The sequence below is a fragment of the Desulfosporosinus acidiphilus SJ4 genome (genome assembly GCF_000255115.2).
GTDB lineage: Bacteria > Bacillota > Desulfitobacteriia > Desulfitobacteriales > Desulfitobacteriaceae > Desulfosporosinus > Desulfosporosinus acidiphilus.
Genome location: NC_018068.1, coordinates 2,420,391 through 2,442,989, shown reverse-complemented (window position 1 = coordinate 2,442,989; position 22,599 = coordinate 2,420,391). Strand labels below are relative to the sequence as shown.

Below are 22,599 nucleotides of genomic sequence, written 5' to 3'. Positions count from 1 at the left end.
ACTTACAATATTTTAATTGATTATTCTAAATATTATAATAGGACTTCGATTTTCGGACATAATTCGATCGTGAAGGAGATGTTGCAAAATGTATAACCCCCGAGATTACCATTCCTATCCTTCTCTGATTTGTGGTACCTCTTAGGGGAATAGAGATCTGACAATATGAAAAAAAACAGGCCGCTAGGCCCGTTTTTTCCATACTGATTAGAAGATATTTACTTACGTCTTTCTTTTCAAGAGAAGTCGTTCAGCTAAATCTAAACCTTGGGGCAAAATGTATAATAAGCAATCCGTCTGTACCAAAGGCATGACTCCTAACTATAAGTTAGCGGATTATCCCCCGATTAATAAATTCTTGTTTTAGTACTTCTAAGCGTTTTGTTCCATCGATACGCTTTTGACGCATTTCATCTTGGATAGCTTTCGTTTCTTCAATTCCTCGAACAATGGTTTGCCAGGATTTTTCTAAGGTCTCTATACTAACGGCACTCCCCGAAGCCAGTTTTGCCACCATTTTAGATTGCAAAGCCGTATTTTCCGCATTGCGGAGCAGGAGTTCATTGGTCTTTTCATCCAGGGCACTCATAGCTTTAGCTTGAACAGATTGTCGCTTTAACATAATTGCCTGAACTAAACATTGTTTAAATATCGGCATCGTAATAACAAACGCCGAGTTTATCTTACGGATGAGATTGTAATTACCATACTCTATAGATTTAATGGTTGGCATACTTTGTACGGCAACATTTTCAGCCAATTGCAAATCATAAATCCTCTGCTCTATAATCTCTTGAACTTGCAATAAATTATTGACTTTAATTTGGTCAAGCTGGTTACCTGTTTGATTGGCTGTTGCTTGCGCAGCAGGAATGATATTATTTTTCAGCTCTTCCAAAACTACTTGTCCGGCATAAATATATTGCCCTAACTGTTCATAATACTCTGTATTTCTAATAAACATGTCCTCTAAATGTTTATTGGCAGTATTGATCTCTGCTTCGTATTGTTTTAACGTTACAAAGACTTTATCCACCTCATCTCCCATGGAGTTATATTTATGGAACAAAGCTTCGACGGAATTTTTAGCTTTAGAAAACACTTTTGACAAAAATCCCGGTGACTTTTCTTCGAAGTCCTTAATATCAAACTTGTCCATGATTTTATTTAATTGAAGCAAGAGCTCTCCCGAATCCTCAACCTTAGTTGTCTGCATGGAATGTAAGATAGCATCTGCAAATCTTGAAACTTCTTCAGATGTATTCTTGCCAAAGGTCATAATTGAACTTACATCCTCAATGTTTATCTGGCGAACAATACTGCGTACTTCCGGGCTTTCCTTTACTTTAGTCATGATTTCATTTTTTGTTTGTTCAACATTAAACTCAGGAATAGGTGCCGGGACTAAACTTTTGTCTTCAGTCAATGTGGTTGTGAAGCCTTGTATTTCCATCGTATTCAAACCCCTTTCCTAGCTCATTAATTTAGCATGTTTTGAGAATCAGTTATCATTTCCGTCAATATAGTAAGTATCATGGCAATTTCATGATATTCACACCTTTGATCTTTGACTCATGACTTGTCATTATTGAAAAATCTTGATAAGAAACTCTGTTTATGACCTGAAGAAGCGATGTATTGAAGTTCGGGAAGATTAAGGTCGTATTTCACTACCGGCAACTGAAACACATCGAAAAGGTTCGGTTTAATCAATTGTTCAAGGGTATTATACTTTGTAGGAGTTAAGATGAGAATATCTAATCCCACGAGATTTAAAAAAGCTAAGGTGATAGCATCAAATTCCGAAAAACTTTCCTTATTACGATCATAAACTATAATTTTAGGAATTTCTTGAGGAAAATCAAACGTTTCTATAAGTTTTATCAGAGAATCATCCATTGTTAAGATTGTCATCAAAATCTTTAACTTCATACGCTCATCAATTTGCAATAAAAGCATATTTGAAAATAACAGTTCATTAATTTTGGCAATAATAAACTGCTGCAAAGAAGTTCTCAAATACCCAAATTTATAATGTTGACTCTTTATAACCTTTTCTTCATCAACATAACCCTCTTCATTAAATAAATAATCAGCTTGGTAGAGCTCTTGTCTTGTATAATTAACTTTGCTGAATGGTAAGACTTTGATCATTAAGGTATTCGGAGCCAGCGAAAAGCTTTTTATATCTTGCCAAAAGGAGGTCAAATCTTCAGTAACACCATTAATCTTGGCAAACAGATTGGGCACATAGACTTTTTTATTTTGGACTTTGAATTCTGCCCTAATTTTGGCAGGTTCTGACCAAAGGATCTTCAGTTCATCATAAGTCGTCTTTAGCGTAATCGGTTGTGTCAGGTAATGTTCGAATTGCCAAGGTTTGTACAAACCAACATCTTCGCTATAGATTACTTCTTCAATTTCTCTGGAAGCATTATAAGCAATCGTACTTTTACGTATTAATCGTTCGCCAAGAGGAAAAGGTGATACGGACATACCCGTTGAATTCTTTATCAGTTGAGTCAATGTACATTTATCATCGATACTTGCAAAGGCAGTATCGCCCTCTAACTCAGGGTGAACAAAGAGTACATCACTTCCTACCCTATGGAAAAAAATCAACAAATAAACTTCATGGAGTTTAATAGAGCCGTAAAAAAGAATTTTAAAGCAAGAGTCATTAAATATATCTCCCTCCCCGTTATATAACGTGGAGTTTCCTTTCGCTAAAAGCCTTGGTATATAGCGATTAATCCAGACAACCAGCTTCAAAGAAAAGTTTAAGAGAATCGAAGGCGTGAGATGCGGCTGTCTTTCCGAGAATAAGGTCACAGTATCAACAAATGATTGTTTAATCGTGTTATTGAAGACCGGAACATTAATCTGCGGCAAGATATGAGCCTTAAGAATAGTTTCTAAAAGATCCTCTCTATTCTCAAAGGTAATATGGGCAAACTCCTCCGGGATTAATGAACTTTCCGCCGGAGTTGGGGCGGGAACTCCGTCTTCAAATCTTAGATAGTGACCTGAATATTGCAGTGTTCGATCTAAGTTATAAAGGTTATTATAATATTCCGCCTCCCAATCATCACTTGAGACAGATACTCCGATATAACGCACAAATAAGGCGGGTAAAATTGGGAACTGTCCTGAACTATATCCGCTGCGCTTCGATAAAGGAATAAGGACATCTGCAAAAGGGTTATCTGATGATTTCAATTTTACAACAATAGACGGTTCGGCTGCAATTTTAGAGATGATATTTAAAGATTTCTTAACTCCCGTAGTTTTAAGTTGGACAGCTGTGCTATCTTTTTTAACAGGTTCCGTGCTTGTCTTTCTCGTTAAAAAGGGGGTAACAGGTAGTTCTTCAGACAGCCTTAGCTCCTGACAGAAATGATTTTCTTGATCGACTTTTTCAAACCTGTCATCATGGGCCGTATTGATCACTAAGACATCGCAGCCGAGTAAGAACATCACGATGAGAAAATATACCTCATGGGTCTTTGGACTTCCCCAGTAAAAGATCTTCGGGTTAAACAGGCTTTTTCCAGAGCATAGTTTGCCAAAATCCGAGAACCAAAGAAGCATTTTAGTAACAAAATTTATGGCAATATTAATGTTCTTGGGTTGATCATTAAGCATATATAAATTAAGAACAATAGCAAATGCTTCTCTTATCCTTTGAAGCCCCATAGCATCCGGCACAATCGAGAAAAAGCTTTTTCCTTCCAGGACATTAAGAAGGGCCCCATTATTGTAATCTTTAAGGGAGACAGGATCCAAAACTTTTTTAATCTTTTCAATAAGCTTCTGGTCATTACTCAAGGGAATGACTGTATCCCAAATCATGTAATCATCCAGAGATCTAATTTTCTTTTCCAAACTACTGGCATGAGTTAAAAGTTCATTTTGCTTGTCGCAACCTATAATTCGATAAAAAAAGACTTTACTCCCACTTCGTTCATTCAAGGGAGTCATCATCTCGAGCAATAGTTTCTCGATTTGCTGCAATCTCATTCGATCATCTTGACATATCTCCACTCTATCTCACCTCTTAAAGCAAGACTTCACTCGACCTATTCCCAGGTTGTCCATATCTCCGGTTTGTACCCAACCGTCGCAAATTTCCCATTTCGCACGATGGGGGTTTTATACAGACTCGGATTTTTTAACAGTAGATCCTCTCTGCCTTGCGGAGATATAATTCTATCCATATTTAGAGATTTATACTCTTTAGCGTCACAATTTATTAGATTATTTAGACCAAGCGCAGACTTAACACTTTGTAATTCTCCTTTGCTTAAACTAAATTGGGTTAAATCGATGAATTGATACCTGATTTTTCTCTCTTTAAAATAGCGCTCAGCCTTTTTGGTGTCAAAACATTTTTTAACTCCAAAGATTTGTACATTCATTTTATGATTCCCCTTAAAGTATCTGCTTAAATTATGGCATAATTCCTGCAAACTGATACTCTTTCTTGTAACAAGTAATTTATGAGGACACTGAACGGGTTTTTCTAGGCACTCCCGACCTAAAACTGTGAAGCGTCATTCCAAGAATCACAAGCCCAATGCCGAATAATGATACGATACCGGGATAGTTTCCCCTTAAAATAAATACCTCTCCTAAAAGGGAAAAAATTATTTCACCGGACTGTGTTGCCTCAACGGCAGCTAGTTTATGAAGGTCTCCTTTACTGAGATCTGTGGCCGTAAAAAAGAGAATTGTAGCTATAACTCCGGAGGATAGAGCTACAATCAAAGCTTGATTAATTTGTTGATAGCTGGGAAGGCCAACATTCAAATATCCAAAAACGGACATTATTATCCAAAACGGAAGGCTTGCCAAAGTCATACCAAGAACTCTTTGATAGGTATCCAAGTCACTTCCGCAAGCTTCCATCATTTTTCTATTTCCTAAGGGATAAGCAAAGGCAGCTACAATTACGGGCAAAACTCCCAATAAGATTTCCTTGACTGATAGATGCTGAATTTGCTGAAATTGTATAACAGTGACGCCAACAAGTATGATTAAAGATATCCATAGCCCTTTTATGGGAACTTTTGCTCGTATCTTTTGAGGTCCACTATCTGTGGAAACAACTTCATAAAAGAGGGGGGCAAGCAAAGAGCCCGCAACAATGGTAATTTGCCACATACTTGCCACTAACCAAGCGGGACCATAGGCGGCAGCAAAACATAAGGGCGCATAAAATAGTCCAAAACCGACGGTGCTCCAACCAAGCCATAACCAAAATTTACTAACCATATCTTTAAGTAAAGCTTTTATATTCCCTCGAACAATAACAATTAAGAGCAGCGGCGGTACCATAAATTCATAACGAAGAACTGCGCTCCAAACCCAACTGCCTCCCGAAAGGTTCATTGCCCGGTTAAGCACAAAGGTAAATGCAAAAAAGAATGAAGCTAGTATTCCCAGAAAAATGGCCTTCAAAGTTTCCCCCTCAATCACTCTGTAAAAACTGCCAAATAGTTCTTTCTTTTTAAATCTTTGAAATTCCTTAATTTAGTGAACTCATAAATATTATTGTATAGCATAATTTCATGAAGAACAAGAATCACCAGGGAAAGGCACTTTAAGGTCTATCCCTTTTTGCCTGAGATTCGCGATACATTCTTCTAAATAGTCCTTGTTGTGTTCCGGAAAGATAGTTGTATTGTCTAATTGGCTCGCTTCCTTTATTAACAGGTTAGGCCACGGCCCAATATTTTTTCCCCGATATTCAGGACTATACCATTTGGGATCAGGGGTGTAACCCCGGTGTTCCATTTCCTTTAGAACAAGAAAATGATAGTCGACAAGCTTTTTGTAACTATGCGTAAACACATAATTGACAGTGGAATGTTTTTTTCCCCACCCCTTTCCCCGTAAAGCGCAGCATTCACGATGCTGACCGAGGATTTGGGCCCTGGGCAATAATGGTAAGAGAGCCTGATGCCAAAGACGCACGTAACAACATCCTTCCTGGATTGTGAACAACTTGAACTATTGAAATTACACTCCGTGTCAAGCACGAATAACTCAAACTGAACATGAATCGTTATCACCTAATAAATAAATTCCCCGGGATCTAAGCGAACCTCGCGGCATATTTCGACGACAACATCTTTTTCGACAGCAGAAAATTCACCGTCAGCAAAACCGATAGCACAGCAAAGACGAACAACCAGGCGAGCAGCATCTGGTTTAGTGGCGACTTTGCCAATGGCTCTTAAAGCCTCTGCTTTGCCTAACATGCGATCATTTCTAATCCTTTGTACATAATCATTAAATCGGCTGTCAACTTCCCGAATATTTATACCACGCATTTCCGGACTTGTTCGGAAATAGTCGATGAGTTTTTCTCTTTCCGAAGGCTCTATAACTCCGTCCGCCGCAGCGACCAGTGCGCTCCCGGCAACCAGAGCATCTGTAAGGTCTTTACCCATATACTTATTGACAACATTCCTGGCAGTTTCGGTCTGCTGCTGCAGCCACTGAGCAGTGTTGTTATTGCTCGCCGCATCCCATCGCTCCCGACAGCTCAAGCACACAAACTCCATGTTTCTGCTTCCAATGAAACCAGCTAATATCCCAACAGGCCCCAGCAGCATGCCGCCGACAAATGCTTTGCCCAGACCAAACCCTTTCTTTCCTCCCGTGATCTGAGTAGAATGGCAGCGAGGACAAACGAGTCCCCCGTGATTCTGAGCATATCCGTAACTCTGAGGCGCTTGATAAGACGACATGTTTGTTTGCTCGTAAGTCGGTGATCTAAAGTTTGTCGTTTCGTAATTGAGACCCCTTCTATTTTCATAATTATCCGGATAGCTATCCCTTCGGTTAGAGCCATTCATTCCAGTTGAGGGGTGTTCTTCTTCAACTTCCAAGCCAAAATTCCGGCAAAGAGCTGCCAAACCGCCTTGGAAACCACTTGCAACGGCGTGAAATTTCCACTCCCCGGCGTGACGATAAATTTCAGCAGCTACGATGGCCGTTTCCACTGAAAAGTCCTGCCCAAGGTCATAGTTAAGCAGTAATTCATTCGTCGTCGCATTAATAATCCGAACGTAGGAACTTTGAATATCCCCAAAACTTTGTTTCTTTAATTGAGCATCATTGATCGTTATCGTAAAGGCAATTCGCTCAATGGATGCGGGTACAGCTTGGAGGTTAATCCGGATCTGTTCATCGTCTCCGCCTCCAGAGCCTTTCTTATTGTCTCCGCTATGTTTTACCGAGCCTTGACCACCCGAAGGATTATTATAGAAGACAAAATCATGCTCGTCATTGACGAGACCATTAGAGCCTAATAGAAAAGCCGATGCATCTAAATCATAATCATAACTATTCGACGATTTATTAGGTGCCCAGCCCAATCCAACAATTATCTCGTGTAAATTAGGATTACTCTTAGTCAAATCTACCTTTTGACCTTTACTCAGTCTCACGGCCATTGGAGTTTCCCACCTTTCCAATTCATAACAAGTGGTTAGGATGACAAGATTAAATGAAGTTTACCATATTAAACCAAGGAGATGCAAACACCAATTATTCTATGTCAGCACACTCATTACGCCACAGCAACAATATTATCCCTACCTGAAATCTTCTCCAGAATTAACAATCTAGTTAAGCAGGGTCGTTATGACCTAGTTATGCGGCGCTATGTCTTAGTTAAACAAATAACTTCTTTGGTGCGTTTAAGTTTATCTTATAAAAAAAGCTCGCAGAGAATATCCCTATCGAGCTTGGCTGGAGCGTATCCAGTAACTATTAAATTTTAAGGTTATAAAGAAAAATCAGCCGGCGCTCACGGTGTCACTGTTTTCTCACGTATTAACTCGTCTTGCAATCGAAGATTATACTTTCTAATAGTTAAGAGAAATAAGTATCCGTCGCAAGTCGAACGTTGAAATTAAACCCAATTAATCGAATAGTACAAGCGCTAAGAATTCCAAGTTCTGAGATCCGGTATTTTCAAGTGAATGTTTTTCACCCGAGCGAGTTATGATGACATCTCCGGGTTTAACAGGTTTTTGTTCCCCATTGTCATTTAAGAGTCCTTCTCCGCTGAGAATGACATAAGTTTCAAAATCCCCAACATGTTCATGAAGGCCAAGAGAAGCCCCCGGAAGCAGGATATTTCTGGCAAATAATCGTCCCTTGCCATTAAATTCGTCAACATTAAGAAAATGCGTAATTTGTAGTTCGCCTTTACCGCCAAAGCGTTCAAATACTGTTTCCTTTTTTAAGGAATCTCCACGTTTTAACATTTTGTCACTCTCCTATTGGTTAGTCAACGATATTATATCACATACTAAATAATAGCAAGACACGTCATGTATATTTTTAATAATCTTCACTTTAGACCACATTCTATAGTCTTTAAAAAGTCCCCGAAACTCTTTTAGAGTCTCAAGGAAGTGAAGAAATGGAAGGAGTAACCCCAGCTTATAGAAGCGGAGATCTCATATGGGCATAAATTCTTAAGGAGGAGAATTCTGCTAAAAATCTATGTTATAATTTATATAAGCTTTCGCTTGTAGTTATCGATTTTATAAGAAAAAAAACATCCCTCTAGATTAACATTAAACTTAAATTTATTTTACGTTTTACAGGAAGGATTGTTAACATGCTAAATAGTTTAGAAAAATACGCATTGCTTATCGTAAGAACTGGCTTGAATCTTCAACCAAACCAAACCTTAGTTATTTTTTCCCCTATCGAATGCGCCCCTTTTACACGCCTGGTAGCGCAAACAGCGTACCAAGAAGGGGCACGTGATGTTGTAATCCAATGGCGAGACGAGCTTTTCTCCAAAATTAGGTATCTCGGAGGTCCGGAAGAGATATTTGCAGAATTTCCTGATTGGCAGAGGGATTTTTATCTTACGTATGTACGTCAGGGAGCTGCCTTTTTAACGATCTCCGCATCCGATCCGGAGTTAATGCGCAATGTCAAACCTGAGCGCATAATGAACGCTCAAAAAGCAAGTAGTACTGCTTTGAAAGAATACCGTGATCGGCTCATGAGCAACCAAAATGTTTGGAGCGTAGTTTCAATTCCAACGGAAGCTTGGGCCAAAAAGGTATTTCCCTCTCTGCCCAGCAACGAAGCAATTAATAAATTATGGGAAACAATTTTCATGACGGTACGAGTAAACACAGAAGATCCTATTAAATCATGGAATGAACATAAAAACAATCTCAAAAAAAGAATGGACTTTTTAAATACTCATAACTTTAAGTCCCTTCATTATAAAAACTCACTGGGAACGGATTTATTGATAACGCTTCCTCAGAAACACCAATGGCTCGCAGGCTCCGATTATACACCTGATGGCCTGGAGTTTATTGCCAATATGCCCACAGAAGAGGTATTTACTTTGCCTAAGAAAAACGGAGTTAATGGGAAGGTTGTCAGCTCAATGCCCTTAAACTATAATGGAAATTTAATTGAACAGTTTTCATTTACATTTAAGGATGGAAAAATTATTGACTTCAGTGCTCAAAAAGGATACGAGACTCTTAAGAATCTCATTGAAACTGATGAAGGAGCTTATTACCTTGGTGAAGTTGCTTTAGTTCCCTTTGACTCGCCCATTTCAAATTCAAAGATTCTATTTTACAACACTCTTTTTGACGAAAATGCGTCTTGTCATTTAGCGCTAGGTAAGGCCTATCCCGTGTGTATCAAAAACAGTGAAAAAATGAGTCCGGACGAATTAGCAAAATTGGGAGTCAATGATTCCCTGATCCATGTTGACTTTATGATTGGAACCAATGACCTGGAAATTATAGGAGTAACGCAAGAGGATAAGGAGATTCCCGTCTTTCAAAATGGAAACTTCGCCTTTTAGTCCCTGCTAAATTCTCTTAGAATAAAAATATTCTATCCTTCGTGAGATGCACGTTTTTTATTAACAATAGCCATAGTACATCTGGAAACACATATCAGGTTCTCTTCTTCATCTTTAATTTTAATATCCCAGACCATAGTGGTCCGGCCCTTATGAAGCGGAATCGCTACAGCTGTAACTATACCATCAGCTTTTCCTCGAATATGATTGGCATTTATCTCCAATCCCACAGTGATTTGATTCTCCTTATCGATTAAGTTATAAGTCCCTACACTGGCTGCTGTTTCGGCTAAAGCTACTGAGGCTCCGCCATGAAGCATTCTTGCCGGTTGTCTGGTTGCATCACAGACTGGCATGGTAGCTACAACTCTCTCTGGAGTAACCTCTAGTACCTTAATTCCCAAAGCTTCCATTAATGTGCCTTTTACACTTGCGATCTCTTCCACTGTAAATCCCCCTTAAAATTTTAGTTATCAGCAAAGAATAAAAGTTCTGCCCTGCTGAGAACGCAGCGTAGCATAGAATTATAAAATAATAACTTAACTTCCTTTTAGATTACTCATTGAATAAAAACATAATGTAAACCAAAGACTTTTAGCTCCAATACAGAAAATTAGAAATTATGTAGAATAAAACTATTATATGTTATTAACTTTAAACCTTCAAGTTATAATAGGATTGTAAAGTGAAAAGATAAGTGCCCTATTAACGCAAATAAGTGTTATCCATTGTCTTTAAACCTTGGATAACACTCTTTTAATTCCAGGAATTTAACCCTATTTATTATTCTTTTTCCGGTATAATATCGAACGATGAATTCCTAATTTTTTAGCAGCTTCGCCAACCCGACCGCTGCATTCGGTTAGTACTTGGTTTATGTATCCCTCTTCAACAGCTTTAATCACCTCTTTCAGGGTACCTTCATAAAACTTATTTTTTTCCGGTGGATACTTTTCCGTAGGTGGATCAGATCGCGAGATGCTGTTAATAAAAAAGTCTTCTTGGAAGTTCAATAGATCCCCTACGGAAGTTATAAACAATCTTTCAATAACATTGCGCAGTTCTCGGACATTTCCCGGCCAATTATAGTTATATAAGGCCTGCGTCGCTGTCTTTGAGAGAATTTTTTGCAAAGCATATTTTCGATTTAAGTCCTCAAGAAATTTATTGGCTAAAGCTAAAATATCTTCAGGCCTTTCTTTGAGAGGCGGCAAATTTATGGGAATTACATTCAGTCGGTAATACAAGTCACTTCTAAACAACTTTTGGTTAATCATAGTCTTTAAGTCTCGATTAGTTGCGGCAATAAATCGAACATTAGCTCTATAGGCGGATGTGTCACCCAAGCGTTTCGCCTCTCCCGATTCTAAGACTCTTAACATCTTGGACTGCATTGATAGAGGCAATTCGGCAATTTCATCTAAAAATAACGTACCGTTATTGGCAATTTCAAACAAACCAGGTTTTCCCTGAGGATTTGCACCCGAAAATGCTCCGCGTACATAACCAAAAAACTCCGATTCCAGTAATTCATGGGGAATCGCGGCACAGTTAACTGGGATAAACGGTTCTTTTGAGCGATGACTGTTTCTATGGATGTGTCTTGCCATAACTTCTTTTCCGGTTCCTGTTTCGCCAAGGAGCATAACCGTGCTATCTGTTTTAGCAATAAAGTTACTTGTTCTTATAATCTGCCGCATTTGCTTACTTTCTGCCACAATTTCCTTATTTCCACCATCGGTGTCACTTAGATACTTGACAGCAGTTTTGTAGATGTGAGCCGTCGTTCGTTCCTTTTCTAAAGCTTCTATATATTGATTGACGACATCTGTATCACGAGCGTTCGTTATAACCATAACAATATCGTTAAATTCATCCATCAGTGGTTTGCTGGTTACCACTTGTTGTTCTCCCTGATTATTTCTCACAATTCCTGAAACAATGGAACGTGTTTTTATAGCCTGCATTGTAGGAGACCAATCGTAAACTCCATTTTTAACGAAGTCTTTCACATTTTTTCCTACTAATTCACCAGTCGTTAACCCCATAAACTTGCCAGTCCCTTTATTAGCTAAAAGTACATTACCTAAATTATCGGTTACAAACATGGAGTCATATGAATTATCTATGATCTGTTGTAAAAAATGCTGTCCAACGGTTTTATTGAATTCCGTTGATATGGCTTTCTGCGGATTAAAATTAGGATTTTCTGAGACCACTATTATCACCTTCTCATTAAATAAACTAAGCTGAAACGATAATTTGGGTCGAAGAAAGGTTAATTGTTATTGAAAACAGCACATTCAGGAATTGATTTGTATAGAAGGAAAATTAACGCTATAAAATTATATAACACTTACATTATTATCCATTCGACACACTCTCATCAATAACCTTCCTAGCCCGAATTGATAATTTTTACTATCTGTCTTCCACGAAAAAATAGAACCAATCATAAAATAGACTTACGTTGGTTCTATACATGCTTACCAAAATCTTAAGAACAACTATATTATTAAGGTTATCGACTAACCTTTAAAAAACTTTAATTACAAGAGCCGCACCAGTATCGCCTGCTGCACATCCTGTAAATAGTCCATATCCGCCACCTAGAATCGTAAGTTCTTCGATCATTTCAATAATTGCTCTTGCGGCGGTGGGACCTTGCGGATGACCATAAATAAGTGAACAACCATAATTATTGATGGTCATAACATCAATATCCATTTCATGAGCCATATAAAGATCATTTGCAGTGAAAGGGCTGTGAGTTTTAATAGCTTTTACATCTTTAACGGTTATTCCCGCTTTTTCCAGTGCCATTCTGGCAGCCGGGACCGGTGCCATGGCCATATGAGCCTTTTCCGCACGGGCAAATCCATAGGAGAGTACCTGAATTTGAATGGCTTTATCTTTACTTAAATTTTGAGCCTTTTCTTGAGATGTGACGATAACACCACAATTTCCGTCTGCCGGATAGGTTTGCGCTCCAAAGGAGAGAACCCCACCGGGAATTACAGGTTTTAATTTGCTCAAACCTTCACGTGTTGTGGGAGTTACCCCTTCATCTGCTTCCAAAACTCCAATCTTCTTTTTGTTAATTTTATATTCGACAGGAATCATGTAGCGTTTTTGAAATTCACGATCATTAGCCAGGGAATCCTGATACTGTTCATATCGTCTCAAGGTAACACTATCAACATCTTCTTTAGTTATCCCACCGGCCTTATTCACAACATTTTCGGCAGTTTGGATCATTGCAGCGCCGGCCCAGGGGTCTTTAGCGAAATTATCCATCATCCAGCTTTCTTTTACAACTTCTCCTCCAGGTCCCATGGGATTAGGCCAGATTGTAAATGGTCCGTTGGAACAGCGATCCGTGAGCAAACAAAATGCTGTATCATAAAGACCCGTCTCAATGGATGCCGCTGCAAGATTAATGGACGTTGTAGATGTTGAACATGCCTGGGGAATATGGACGCCGGGAATATCTGGAGCGCCCATAAGAGCTGCTGCCCAAGGAGCAGCATAGAAGGAATGAAGTTGGCCGATCGTTTTACCAAACACTAGGTATTCGAAAATTTTTGGGTCAATTTTTTGATTTTCGAACCACCTTTTAGCCGTTGAGGCAGCTAATTCAACGGAATTCTCATTCTGGAGACTGCCTTGCCAACGAGCAAAAGGGGTACTATAGTAACCTCCATAGGGAATGAAAGCTTTGTTATACATTTTATAACCTCCTTAATTGCCATCAGACCTTTAGAAAGCGATAAAACCAAATCTTCTGTTTTTCAAGATATTAGCAGTTTCTAAATACTGCCGGACGCTTATTGATAAATGCTTCCAGGCCTTCCTGAAGATCTTGCGTTAGGAAGATCTTTTCCACATATTGCATTTCAATTTCCATACCGTCCTCTAATGAAAGCTCAATTCCCTTATTGACAAGGTATTTAGCATAAGATATTGCCACCCCGGCGCCCTTGGCCAATTGTTTGGCAAGTTTCAGAGCTTCTTCTAAAACAGTACCCTGTGGTACGATTTGATTTATTAAACCGATGTCCAGGGCTTCTCTCGCCGAAATTACTTTTCCTGTAAACAATAGTTCCTTTGCTTTTGCCGGCCCTACCAACTTTGCCAGTCTTTGAGTCCCCCCGAGTCCAGGTATGAGACCTAAGGTTACTTCCGGCAAGCCCAGTTTGGCTTTTTCATCAGCAATTCTTAGATCACAGGCTAAAGCCAGTTCGCATCCACCGCCTAAAGCCAAACCGTTTAAGGCTGCAATAACAGGCTGAGGTGTTTCTTCAAGAAAGGTAAACATTTCTTTATAGATCGTTGCATTTTCCCGGGGACCTGTCTCCATTTGCTTGGGAAAATCCTTAATATCAGCGCCGGCAACAAAACATTTTGAACCATAGCCTGTAATTATCAAAGCCCTTATTTCTTTGTTTCCTTCAACCTCTTGCAATATTCTTTTTAATTGTGATCTAACCTCCAAAGTAAGAGCGTTAACCGGAGGATTATTAATTGTAATAACTCCCACACCTTCGGAAATTGTCAGTTCAACAACAGTATTCTCAGCCATAACAGCTTCCTCCTGAATTCAAAAATACTGAAACTAAGGTACTTAGAGGCTATATATCATAATCGAACCAGCCGCCGCCAGTCTTCTTACCGAGTCGTCCGGCGCGAACCAGGGCTTTTATGGCTTGTGGAGGATTCCATTTCATGTCCTTGGATTCATTGAATAAGTAATCTCCAACATGAACGGAAATTTCAACACCGGTAAAATCCATAAGTTCGAAAGGCCCCATGGGATAGTTCAGACCCAATTTTACAGCGGTATCAATATCTGCCGGAGAAGCAATACCTTCTTCAACAATTCGAATAGCTTCCAGAAACTGCGGCATCATGATCCGATTCACGATAAATCCTGGGGTATCTTTCTTGACGACAACCGGAGTTTTGCCCATAGCCAGAGCTGCATCGGATGCTAATTTTACTGTCTCATCGCTGGTATAATATCCTCTTATAACTTCTACCAAGCGCATAATTAAAGGTGGGTTAAAGAAGTGCATGCCAACTACTTTATCCGGACGGGAAGTTGCAGATGCCAGAGTAGTTATGGACATAGATGATGTATTTGAGCTAAAAATAGTTTCCGGAGGACAAATGGCATCGAGTTTTTGAAAAGCGTTCTTTTTTACCTCTAAGTCCTCAAAAATAGCCTCGATCACTAAGTCGACAGACGCTAAATCTTCCATTTGGGTTGTCAAAGTTATTCTCTTGAGTACTTCTTCCTTTTCTTCCATTGTCATTTTCTGTTTTGCGATGCTCTTATCCATGAACCCGGACATTCGCTTAACTGCACCGTCTACAAATTTCTGATCAACATCACAGAGCACAATTTCAAAACCTTTGACAGCAGCCAGATGAGCAATTCCACCACCCATAGATCCGGCACCTAAAACACCGATTTTTTTAATTGTCATTTCCCCTTACCTCCCTATTCTAAAAAATTACTTCCTATTAAATAGATATTTTTTTCTTTCATCTCCCTTCTAACATGATCCTTTCTTTGCTCAGCTTAATTTGCAATAAGCCATGGCACATCCAGCTATTTCGCAGTTTCCTAACGTCAATAGGTATATGTTGCAATTACCATGCCAAATAATTTAGGACCGGTTATCACAGTACTGCTGCAAAATAGAGACAATATTGGCCAGACTTAAATCATAAAATGTAAAATATTTTTCCTAACCTTGTAAAGGAATTTTTCAGACGAATCATTTAGAAAAAAATAACCTTCCAATGGAATATCATTCATTCCCCGGAAGGCTTAATAAATCGATAAGCCATTACTGATTAATCAGAAACATTAGTTAAACAATATATTTTCCGTTTTCTGAAATAGCGGCAGCAATCTCCTGCCTTAATGCGATTATGTTTTGAAGTTTGTGGTTTGTTACTTTTTGTAAATTATTCAGCAGATTTTCTAAATCCTTTCCATTAACAAGGGCAGCCAATGTTTCTTTAGCAAGATACTCTAAATGTCCAAGGCTAGAATTAAGGAAAGCCCTCGCCATGGTTAGTTTCAGCTTAGCCTGCTCCTCGCCCTCGTTAAGCAGAGATTTTTGAGCTCTAAGCCATGCGCTTTCAAGAGCAAATACTTGAATTCCCATATCTGCTAATCTGCCCAATAGTTCTTGCTGTTTCGACAGCGCTTTTCCATACTTCTGAAGAGCGCTGCCAAATATCAGGAGAAAGATGTCCTTCGCTGCCTGCACCATTCCCGCTTCCCCTTCTCTGACGATACTTCCGGATTCTATTTTTTTCAACAGCTGGTCAACGGTCTCTTGAAGGGGTATATCCCCCTTATCTGCACGGCGCAAAAGTGTTGTGGGGATTAATACTCTGTTTATTTCATTAGTTCCTTCAAAAATCCTATAAATTCGTGCGTCTCTATAGAGTCGTTCGATAGTATATTCAGAACTGAATCCGTAACCGCCGTGAATTTGGACTCCTTCATCAACAACGTATGCTAAAGCTTCAGTAGCGAACACCTTATTCATTGAACATTCTAACGCATACTCCTCAATCCCTTTGGCAGCAACCCGTCCTCCGTCTTCGCCAGAAGTATCTAAGCTGTTCATCATGTTTTCCAGAAGACCACCAGTTCGATAAACCATGCTTTCCGTCACGTAAACTTTGATAGCCATTTCAGCCAATTTTTCTTTAATCAAGCCAAAGTTAGCGATAGGGGTCCCAAATTGCTTACGTTCATTAGCATAGGAGGCTGCTAATTCAAGGGCATATTTAGCATTGCCTACCGAATTGGCCGCAAGTTTATAGCGTCCTAAGTTCAAAATATTAAAAGCTACGACATGACCCCGTCCCCCTTCAAATAGTAAGTTTTCTGCGGGAACATGGACGTCTTCAAGGATCAAGGGCCTAGTTGAAGAGCCTTTTATGCCCATTTTCTTCTCTTCAGCCCCGGTCGATAACCCCTTGGAATCTCCGTCAACAATAAAGGCCGAAAACTTATCTCCATCAATTTTCGCGTAAACAATAAATATATCAGCCATCGCCGAATTTGTAATAAACTGCTTTGTTCCGTTCAGAATATAATACTTGCCATCAGGACTTAAATCAGCCCTTGTTTTGGCCGACATAGCATCCGACCCCGCCCCCGGTTCCGTCAAAGCATAAGCTCCAATAAGATCACCGGTGGCTATTCCCGGCAAATATTTTTTCTTTTGTTCATGAGTGCCGAACATAACGATAGGCATGCTTCCAATCCCCGTTTGTCCACCTTGGGTCATAGCGAAAGAACCTGCTCGCCCCATACATTCGGCAATAATAGTTGTACTAATTTTATCCATTTCAGTGCCGCCATAGTCCTCTGCTATATCGGCACCGTTAAGTCCTAAGTCCCCGGCAGCCTTGAGAAGTTCCCTATTAAGACCTTCTTTTTTCGCTTCAAGTTCTTCCATTCTCGCTAAGACATTATCCGTAACAAAACCGGCTGCTGTCCTGTATATCATTTTATGTTCCAAAGTGAAATCTTCGGGGGTAAATATATCTTGGGGATTTGTTTCCTCGAAAAGAAAACTACCGCCTTTTGGTAAATTGCTCATTTAACTCACTCTCCTTATAATTTATGACTTTATCATTAGCCATTAGGCCTTAACTCCGGCAATATTTTCAATACTTTTCCCTTTCGTCTCGGTAATAAAGAACAAGGCAACAAAAGCAGCAATGACTGCCGGAATTGCAAAGAATATAAAGATACCTGTAAAGCCCACCCCTAACTGCTGAACATAACCTGCCACGATGGGACCCAAAAAACCCCCGACTCTCCCAAAGGCTTGGGCCCAAGAAACACCGGTTGTTCTAAATTCTGTGGGGTACCCTTCCGCCAAGAGAGGCTGTGTACCACTAAGTCCCCAATTCATCGCAAGGCCTACCAGCGTCCCACAGATAACAACTTGCCATTGATTAAGAGCAACTCCTAATAACAGGATTGCTGCGGCAGTAAAGATCCAGCCAAAAATTACATTGAGTCTTCGTCCAATCTTGTCTGCAGCATAACCAGTACCAATGCCGCCAATCATTCCGAAAACATTTTGCAAGACAGCAAAAGAATATCCTTTCACCAATCCATAACCTTTGCCAACGAGTAGAGTTGGCAGCCAGCCGTTAATGCCATAGATAACTACTGAGCCCATAAAATATATAATCCAGAGTGCCATCGTTGTTTTTCGATAGTCTGCAGAGAAAACAGCACTTATACCAACCTTCACCGGAGAAGGTGGTGAGGCCAAACTACCTGAAACATAGTCCTTTGCTCTTCCTTTGGCGGTTATTTCCATACGTTTTATTTCCTTAATGGCTTCATCTTCCCTTCCTTTCCCTAAGAGCCAACGGCAAGATTCCGGGAGTAAGAAGAGCAGAATAAATGTATAGACGATCGGTAAACCCCCTACTAGATAGCAAACCCTCCAGCCGAAGGTCGGAACAATATATATAGCCGCGATTCCTGCCACCACCCAGCCAAAAACATAGAAGGACATAATTGAGGAGGTAAAATACCCTCTGTTTTTAGTTGGTGAACTTTCGGACAACATAGTCACGGCTACTGGAATAATTGCACCAAAACCAATACCGCTCAGTATTCTCAGAACAGCAAAAGCTTCAAAACTATGCACGAAATAAATGGGAAATGTTAACAAAGAAAAGACTAAGCAAAAAAATGCCAGTGTCTTTTTTCTGCCGATACGATCAGAAATCACCCCTCCAATAATTCCTCCGATCATTAAACCAATAAGGCTCCAGGAAGCCAGGCTTCCTGTTTGAACTTTTGATAAAGCCCATTCCTTGGTCATTTGAGGCATCGTATAAGAAACAACCATGTAATCAAACCCGCTGAAGAGCAGAGCAAGACCTATTAGAAAATAAATTTTAAAGGTATATTTAGAAAGACCAATTTCGTCGATAATCTCCGAGATTGATATTTTATCCATACATTTACCTCCTCTGTTTATTTAAAAGAAATTGGGCTCTAAATAACACCTTTTTCTTTAAAATCGACAATTTCACTCTCACTATAACCAAGGATGGTATGAAGAATCACTTCCGTATCCTGACCTATCTTCGGGGCTCCACGCCATACTTGAGCGGGTGTTGCACTCATCTTCGGGCAGAATCCAAATGCTTTCACAGTTTCTTCGAGAGTCTCATCAACATATTGGACGAAGTTGCCTCTCTTTTCATAATGTTCACTGTCAGCAAGTTCCGCTGAAGTTCGGACGATTCCGCAGGGCACCTTTAAATTCAGTAAATATTCCTTAGCCTTTTCAGCCTCTCTTGCTGCAACCCATTCCGTGGCTATCTGATTTAACTCCAAACCCAACTCGGAATTGATGGCTTCAACGGAACCGCCAGCCGCTTCATGAGAATATTTGTCCAAATCCAGCCCCAGAGCCTTAATGAATCGACCATAAACTGCCGGGCCATAGGCGCCAATATATAAGTATTTATTATCTATAGTTTTAAAAAGGTTTCCCGGTTGGAAAATAGCAACCTTATTACCCTTCCTCTCTCTAACCTTACCCAACAGAAAATATTGTACAAACGTATCATTAAGTACTTTGCTCATGGCCTCGATTTGCGCAATATCAACAGCTTGACCTTGACCGGTTTTTTGCGCGTGAATATAGGCCATAAGGATACCGTTGACTGCAAACATAGCAGTCAAATAATCATTAATAAAGGTTGCGGCATGAGATGGAGGCGAAGGTTCAGGGAAACCATTGACATACATGTAACCTCCCTCTGCTTGACCAATAGGATCATAAGAAGGTCTGTCACATTCCGAAGGAACACCACCGAATTGCGGCCTGCCAAAACCACTTATGTGGGCAATCACTAGCTTAGGGTTGACTTCTAAGAGCATCTTTTCTGTTATTCCTAATTTTTCGGTCCAGACCATATTCTCTACCCAGACATCACAATTCTTAATTAATGAGAGGAAAATTTCCCGACTTTCTGGAATTCTGAAGTTAATTTCCAACGTCAGACTCAGTTTATTTCTAGCCTCCTGAATCCATCCGGCACTCACCCTCTTATCACCGTGCTTGACAACTGGAGCCTGTTCACGATACGGATCACCTACCTTAGGACGTTCAATATGAATGACCTCCGCACCGTATTCAGCCAGTAAGGAAGCGCTAAATGGCGCTGCCACAATGCTGCCGGTCATCAAGACTCGCATGCCTGTCAAAGGCCCATAGGTCGGTACAATAACCGGGGCTGGAATTCTCTCAATTTCCTTCCATCGCTCCATAGTTCTTATCCCCTTTCGATTATTTAATTAATCTTTAATAAACTAAAAAATCTATGTGATATTCTGTTGCAGTTAGAGTTGAGATATTATTTAAATATTCGGTCTATTGAACTTTGCAATTCTCATGCCATTGGTTTGATGACTCTTATTCCTTAGGAAGCAGGCATTTCAAAAAAAATATAAACAACAACCAAAAGACTTTGGAAAAATATTTTCCTAGATGTGTAAAATTATTTAACGACTTTCGATCTGCGTAATACCATTTCCAATGATCAAGTGTCACTAGTCAATACCTCGATTCTCCATTGTGCAGCATCATGTCAAATTTTTGATCTCTGATAGTAAAAAAAAAATTAGCATTTAAAATGCTAACCTTGGCTTAACCTTAATAAGTTATCAAATTTCTTAGAAACCTTGTTGTTTACCAAAATTAACTATAATTGAGCATCTTTGAAAGAGTAGGTCTGCTGATACCGAGTTTAAGGGCTAATTCACTGTTGCTTAATTTTGCTTTTGCTCTCATCCTTCTAACTATTTCAGAATTCATTTCAGCCAACGTACTTACACAAACACTGATTTTATCTTGAGTACAATCCTCTGAATCAGTAGGTAAACTAGTTTCCCCAAATTCCTCTTCTAAAAGTTCCATCATAATATTTGATGCATCTTTTTCATGACTTGCCAGAACAATGCATCGTTCAACTAAATGTTCAAGCTGTCTGCTGTTACCGGGCCACTCCATTTTGGAAATCTTATTATAAACATAAACTGGGACAGAATAGATCTCCTTATTATACTTGGCAGAATACTTCTTTAAAAAGAACGTCACTTGACAGGGAATATCCTCTCTTCTTTCACGTAAAGGTGGTATCATGATTTTTAATACACTTAAACGGAAATACAAATCCTCGCGAAATGTACCTTTTTTTACCATTTCACCCAGATCCTCATTTGAGGCAGCAATAACCCGGACATCCACAGGAATCACCCGATCGCTTCCTATACGCCGAACTTCTTTTTCTTGTAATACACGCAGAAGGTTCCCTTGCTGTTCAAATTTCATTTTGCCAATCTCATCCAAAAATAAAGTTCCGCCATTCGCTAATTCTATTAGCCCTGGTTTCCCTCCTTTTATAGCACCGGTGAAAGAACCTTCGGTATAACCAAACAGTTCACTCTTAAATAAATTATCATCAAAGGATGCGCAATTTACGGCAATAAACGGACCGTTACATCTCAAATGATGTTCATTATGCATACTTTGAGCCAGCAACTCTTTACCAGTGCCGCTCTCACCTCGAATAAGAACCGGGCAATCGGTATTTGAGAACTTTTTTGCTTTTTCAATCGTTGAACCCATTTTATTGTTGACGAAAATAATATCACTAAAACTATATTTAGCTATAAATCCCTTGGCTAATAAATCTTTTTTGTACTTTAGTTCTTCTTGAACCTTACTCATCTCCATACAGGTAACTAAAATTCCCTTAATCGATGAATGTTCAATAATTGGAAACTTATTGACTAACACGCTGCCATTAAATGCTTGATAAATATACCCGAGCCTTTTCTCCGGCCCATCAAAAATTCCCGCCAAACAACGACAGTTGCTCATATCATTTAGAGATTTACCAATGACTTCTTCCGAACTTAAACCAAATAACTTGGATGCTGCAGAATTGAAAACCTCTATCACATTCTCTTCGTTAACCACGATAATACCCTCATGGGTATATAATGATATTTCTTTAAGATGCTCAATATTAAGTTTTGGACGAATCTTGGCTTCTAGAAACGCTTTGGCATGAATCAAGGCATTTTTAATGGTTTTTTCTCCCGCCGAAACAGAGACAAAATGTAATCCGAATTGGTTAACTAAATCTTGAATCTTCTCGCCTACTCCCAAAACTACCTGTATCCTATCCCGACGTGCTCTTTTCATCTGATCCTCTAGTTCTTCCCAAGTCCTATAAACATAAATTTTAACGGCAAGGCCAAGAACAGTGCTGAGTTTTTTAATAATCTTAGGATCCTCAGTTCCGGCGACAAACAATCCTAATTCTTTACCAAAAGTTCTTGCTAAATCAAGGGCCAAAACTATATCCCACTCGGTGGGATGAATACTGATCATTGGAGTAGAGGGTAAAGCTTGCCGCAAAAGCTCCAGAGTGGCTCCCCCACTTAAGACTACTTTTATTCGATTAGGGTCTTGAGATATAATATCCTTGACCAAACTTACTGCTGATTCAAAGGAAATTTCTACAATTGAGACATTTATATTAAGGTCCCTTTGAACTTTTTCAACAATTTGGGTTACTTCTTTATCTGGAGAAGTAACGATAATTTCGGTAAGCATAATATCCCCCCCAGCTTTTTGTCCAAATCGCCC

17 protein-coding genes are annotated in these 22,599 nt (G+C 39.5%); 1 reads left to right on the top strand and 16 read right to left on the bottom strand.

Annotated features, from left to right (window positions below):
• Positions 1 to 328: 328 nt before the first annotated feature.
• From DESACI_RS11190 to DESACI_RS11160, 7 genes are all read right to left on the bottom strand, one after another.
• Positions 329 to 1,453, bottom strand: coding sequence for a toxic anion resistance protein (locus DESACI_RS11190; protein ID WP_014827308.1), 1,125 nt, complete (start codon positions 1,451 to 1,453; stop codon positions 329 to 331).
• Between the two features lie 119 nt (positions 1,454 to 1,572).
• Positions 1,573 to 4,044, bottom strand: coding sequence for a YceG family protein (locus DESACI_RS11185; protein ID WP_014827307.1), 2,472 nt, complete (start codon positions 4,042 to 4,044; stop codon positions 1,573 to 1,575).
• A 35-nt stretch (positions 4,045 to 4,079) separates the two neighbouring features.
• Positions 4,080 to 4,418: an arsenate reductase family protein gene (locus DESACI_RS11180; protein ID WP_014827306.1), complete on the bottom strand. Its 339-nt coding sequence runs from the start codon at positions 4,416 to 4,418 to the stop codon at positions 4,080 to 4,082.
• Positions 4,419 to 4,497: 79 nt separating this feature from the next.
• Entirely contained in the window at positions 4,498 to 5,460 is a 963-nt protein-coding gene (locus DESACI_RS11175; RefSeq protein ID WP_014827305.1) for a DMT family transporter, read from the bottom strand.
• 108 nt (positions 5,461 to 5,568) lie between these two features.
• The gene (locus DESACI_RS11170; RefSeq protein WP_014827304.1) at positions 5,569 to 5,976 is read right to left on the bottom strand and encodes a TIGR02328 family protein; all 408 of its coding nucleotides are present in this window, start codon (positions 5,974 to 5,976) and stop codon (positions 5,569 to 5,571) included.
• Between the two features lie 98 nt (positions 5,977 to 6,074).
• Positions 6,075 to 7,463: a TerD family protein gene (locus tag DESACI_RS25775; RefSeq protein ID WP_014827303.1), complete on the bottom strand. Its 1,389-nt coding sequence runs from the start codon at positions 7,461 to 7,463 to the stop codon at positions 6,075 to 6,077.
• A gap of 471 nt (positions 7,464 to 7,934) precedes the next feature.
• Complete coding sequence (locus DESACI_RS11160) at positions 7,935 to 8,282, bottom strand: cupin domain-containing protein (RefSeq protein WP_014827302.1); 348 nt, start codon at positions 8,280 to 8,282, stop codon at positions 7,935 to 7,937.
• Between the two features lie 359 nt (positions 8,283 to 8,641).
• Here DESACI_RS11160 and DESACI_RS11155 point away from each other — a divergent pair, with 359 nt between their 5' ends.
• Entirely contained in the window at positions 8,642 to 9,868 is a 1,227-nt protein-coding gene (locus tag DESACI_RS11155; RefSeq protein ID WP_014827301.1) for an aminopeptidase, read from the top strand.
• 32 nt (positions 9,869 to 9,900) lie between these two features.
• On the opposite strand, the gene DESACI_RS11150 is transcribed toward DESACI_RS11155, so the two are convergent.
• From DESACI_RS11150 to DESACI_RS11110, 9 genes are all read right to left on the bottom strand, one after another.
• On the bottom strand, positions 9,901 to 10,314 hold the full coding sequence (locus DESACI_RS11150) for a PaaI family thioesterase (protein ID WP_014827300.1): 414 nt from the start codon (positions 10,312 to 10,314) through the stop codon (positions 9,901 to 9,903).
• Between the two features lie 330 nt (positions 10,315 to 10,644).
• Positions 10,645 to 12,087, bottom strand: coding sequence for a sigma-54 interaction domain-containing protein (locus tag DESACI_RS11145; protein ID WP_014827299.1), 1,443 nt, complete (start codon positions 12,085 to 12,087; stop codon positions 10,645 to 10,647).
• Positions 12,088 to 12,403: 316 nt separating this feature from the next.
• Entirely contained in the window at positions 12,404 to 13,597 is a 1,194-nt protein-coding gene (locus tag DESACI_RS11140; RefSeq protein WP_014827298.1) for a thiolase family protein, read from the bottom strand.
• 70 nt (positions 13,598 to 13,667) lie between these two features.
• Entirely contained in the window at positions 13,668 to 14,450 is a 783-nt protein-coding gene (locus DESACI_RS11135) for an enoyl-CoA hydratase/isomerase family protein (RefSeq protein WP_014827297.1), read from the bottom strand.
• A 49-nt stretch (positions 14,451 to 14,499) separates the two neighbouring features.
• Positions 14,500 to 15,357, bottom strand: a complete 858-nt coding sequence (locus tag DESACI_RS11130) for a 3-hydroxyacyl-CoA dehydrogenase family protein (RefSeq protein WP_014827296.1) — start codon at positions 15,355 to 15,357, stop codon at positions 14,500 to 14,502.
• A gap of 390 nt (positions 15,358 to 15,747) precedes the next feature.
• Positions 15,748 to 17,502 (bottom strand): acyl-CoA dehydrogenase family protein, encoded by a 1,755-nt coding sequence (locus DESACI_RS11125; RefSeq protein ID WP_014827295.1) that lies wholly within the window; start codon positions 17,500 to 17,502, stop codon positions 15,748 to 15,750.
• Positions 17,503 to 17,544: 42 nt separating this feature from the next.
• The gene (locus DESACI_RS11120; protein ID WP_014827294.1) at positions 17,545 to 18,888 is read right to left on the bottom strand and encodes an MFS transporter; all 1,344 of its coding nucleotides are present in this window, start codon (positions 18,886 to 18,888) and stop codon (positions 17,545 to 17,547) included.
• Between the two features lie 38 nt (positions 18,889 to 18,926).
• Positions 18,927 to 20,210, bottom strand: coding sequence for a CaiB/BaiF CoA transferase family protein (locus tag DESACI_RS11115; protein WP_014827293.1), 1,284 nt, complete (start codon positions 20,208 to 20,210; stop codon positions 18,927 to 18,929).
• A 430-nt stretch (positions 20,211 to 20,640) separates the two neighbouring features.
• Positions 20,641 to 22,566 (bottom strand): sigma 54-interacting transcriptional regulator, encoded by a 1,926-nt coding sequence (locus DESACI_RS11110; RefSeq protein ID WP_014827292.1) that lies wholly within the window; start codon positions 22,564 to 22,566, stop codon positions 20,641 to 20,643.
• Positions 22,567 to 22,599: the final 33 nt, after the last annotated feature.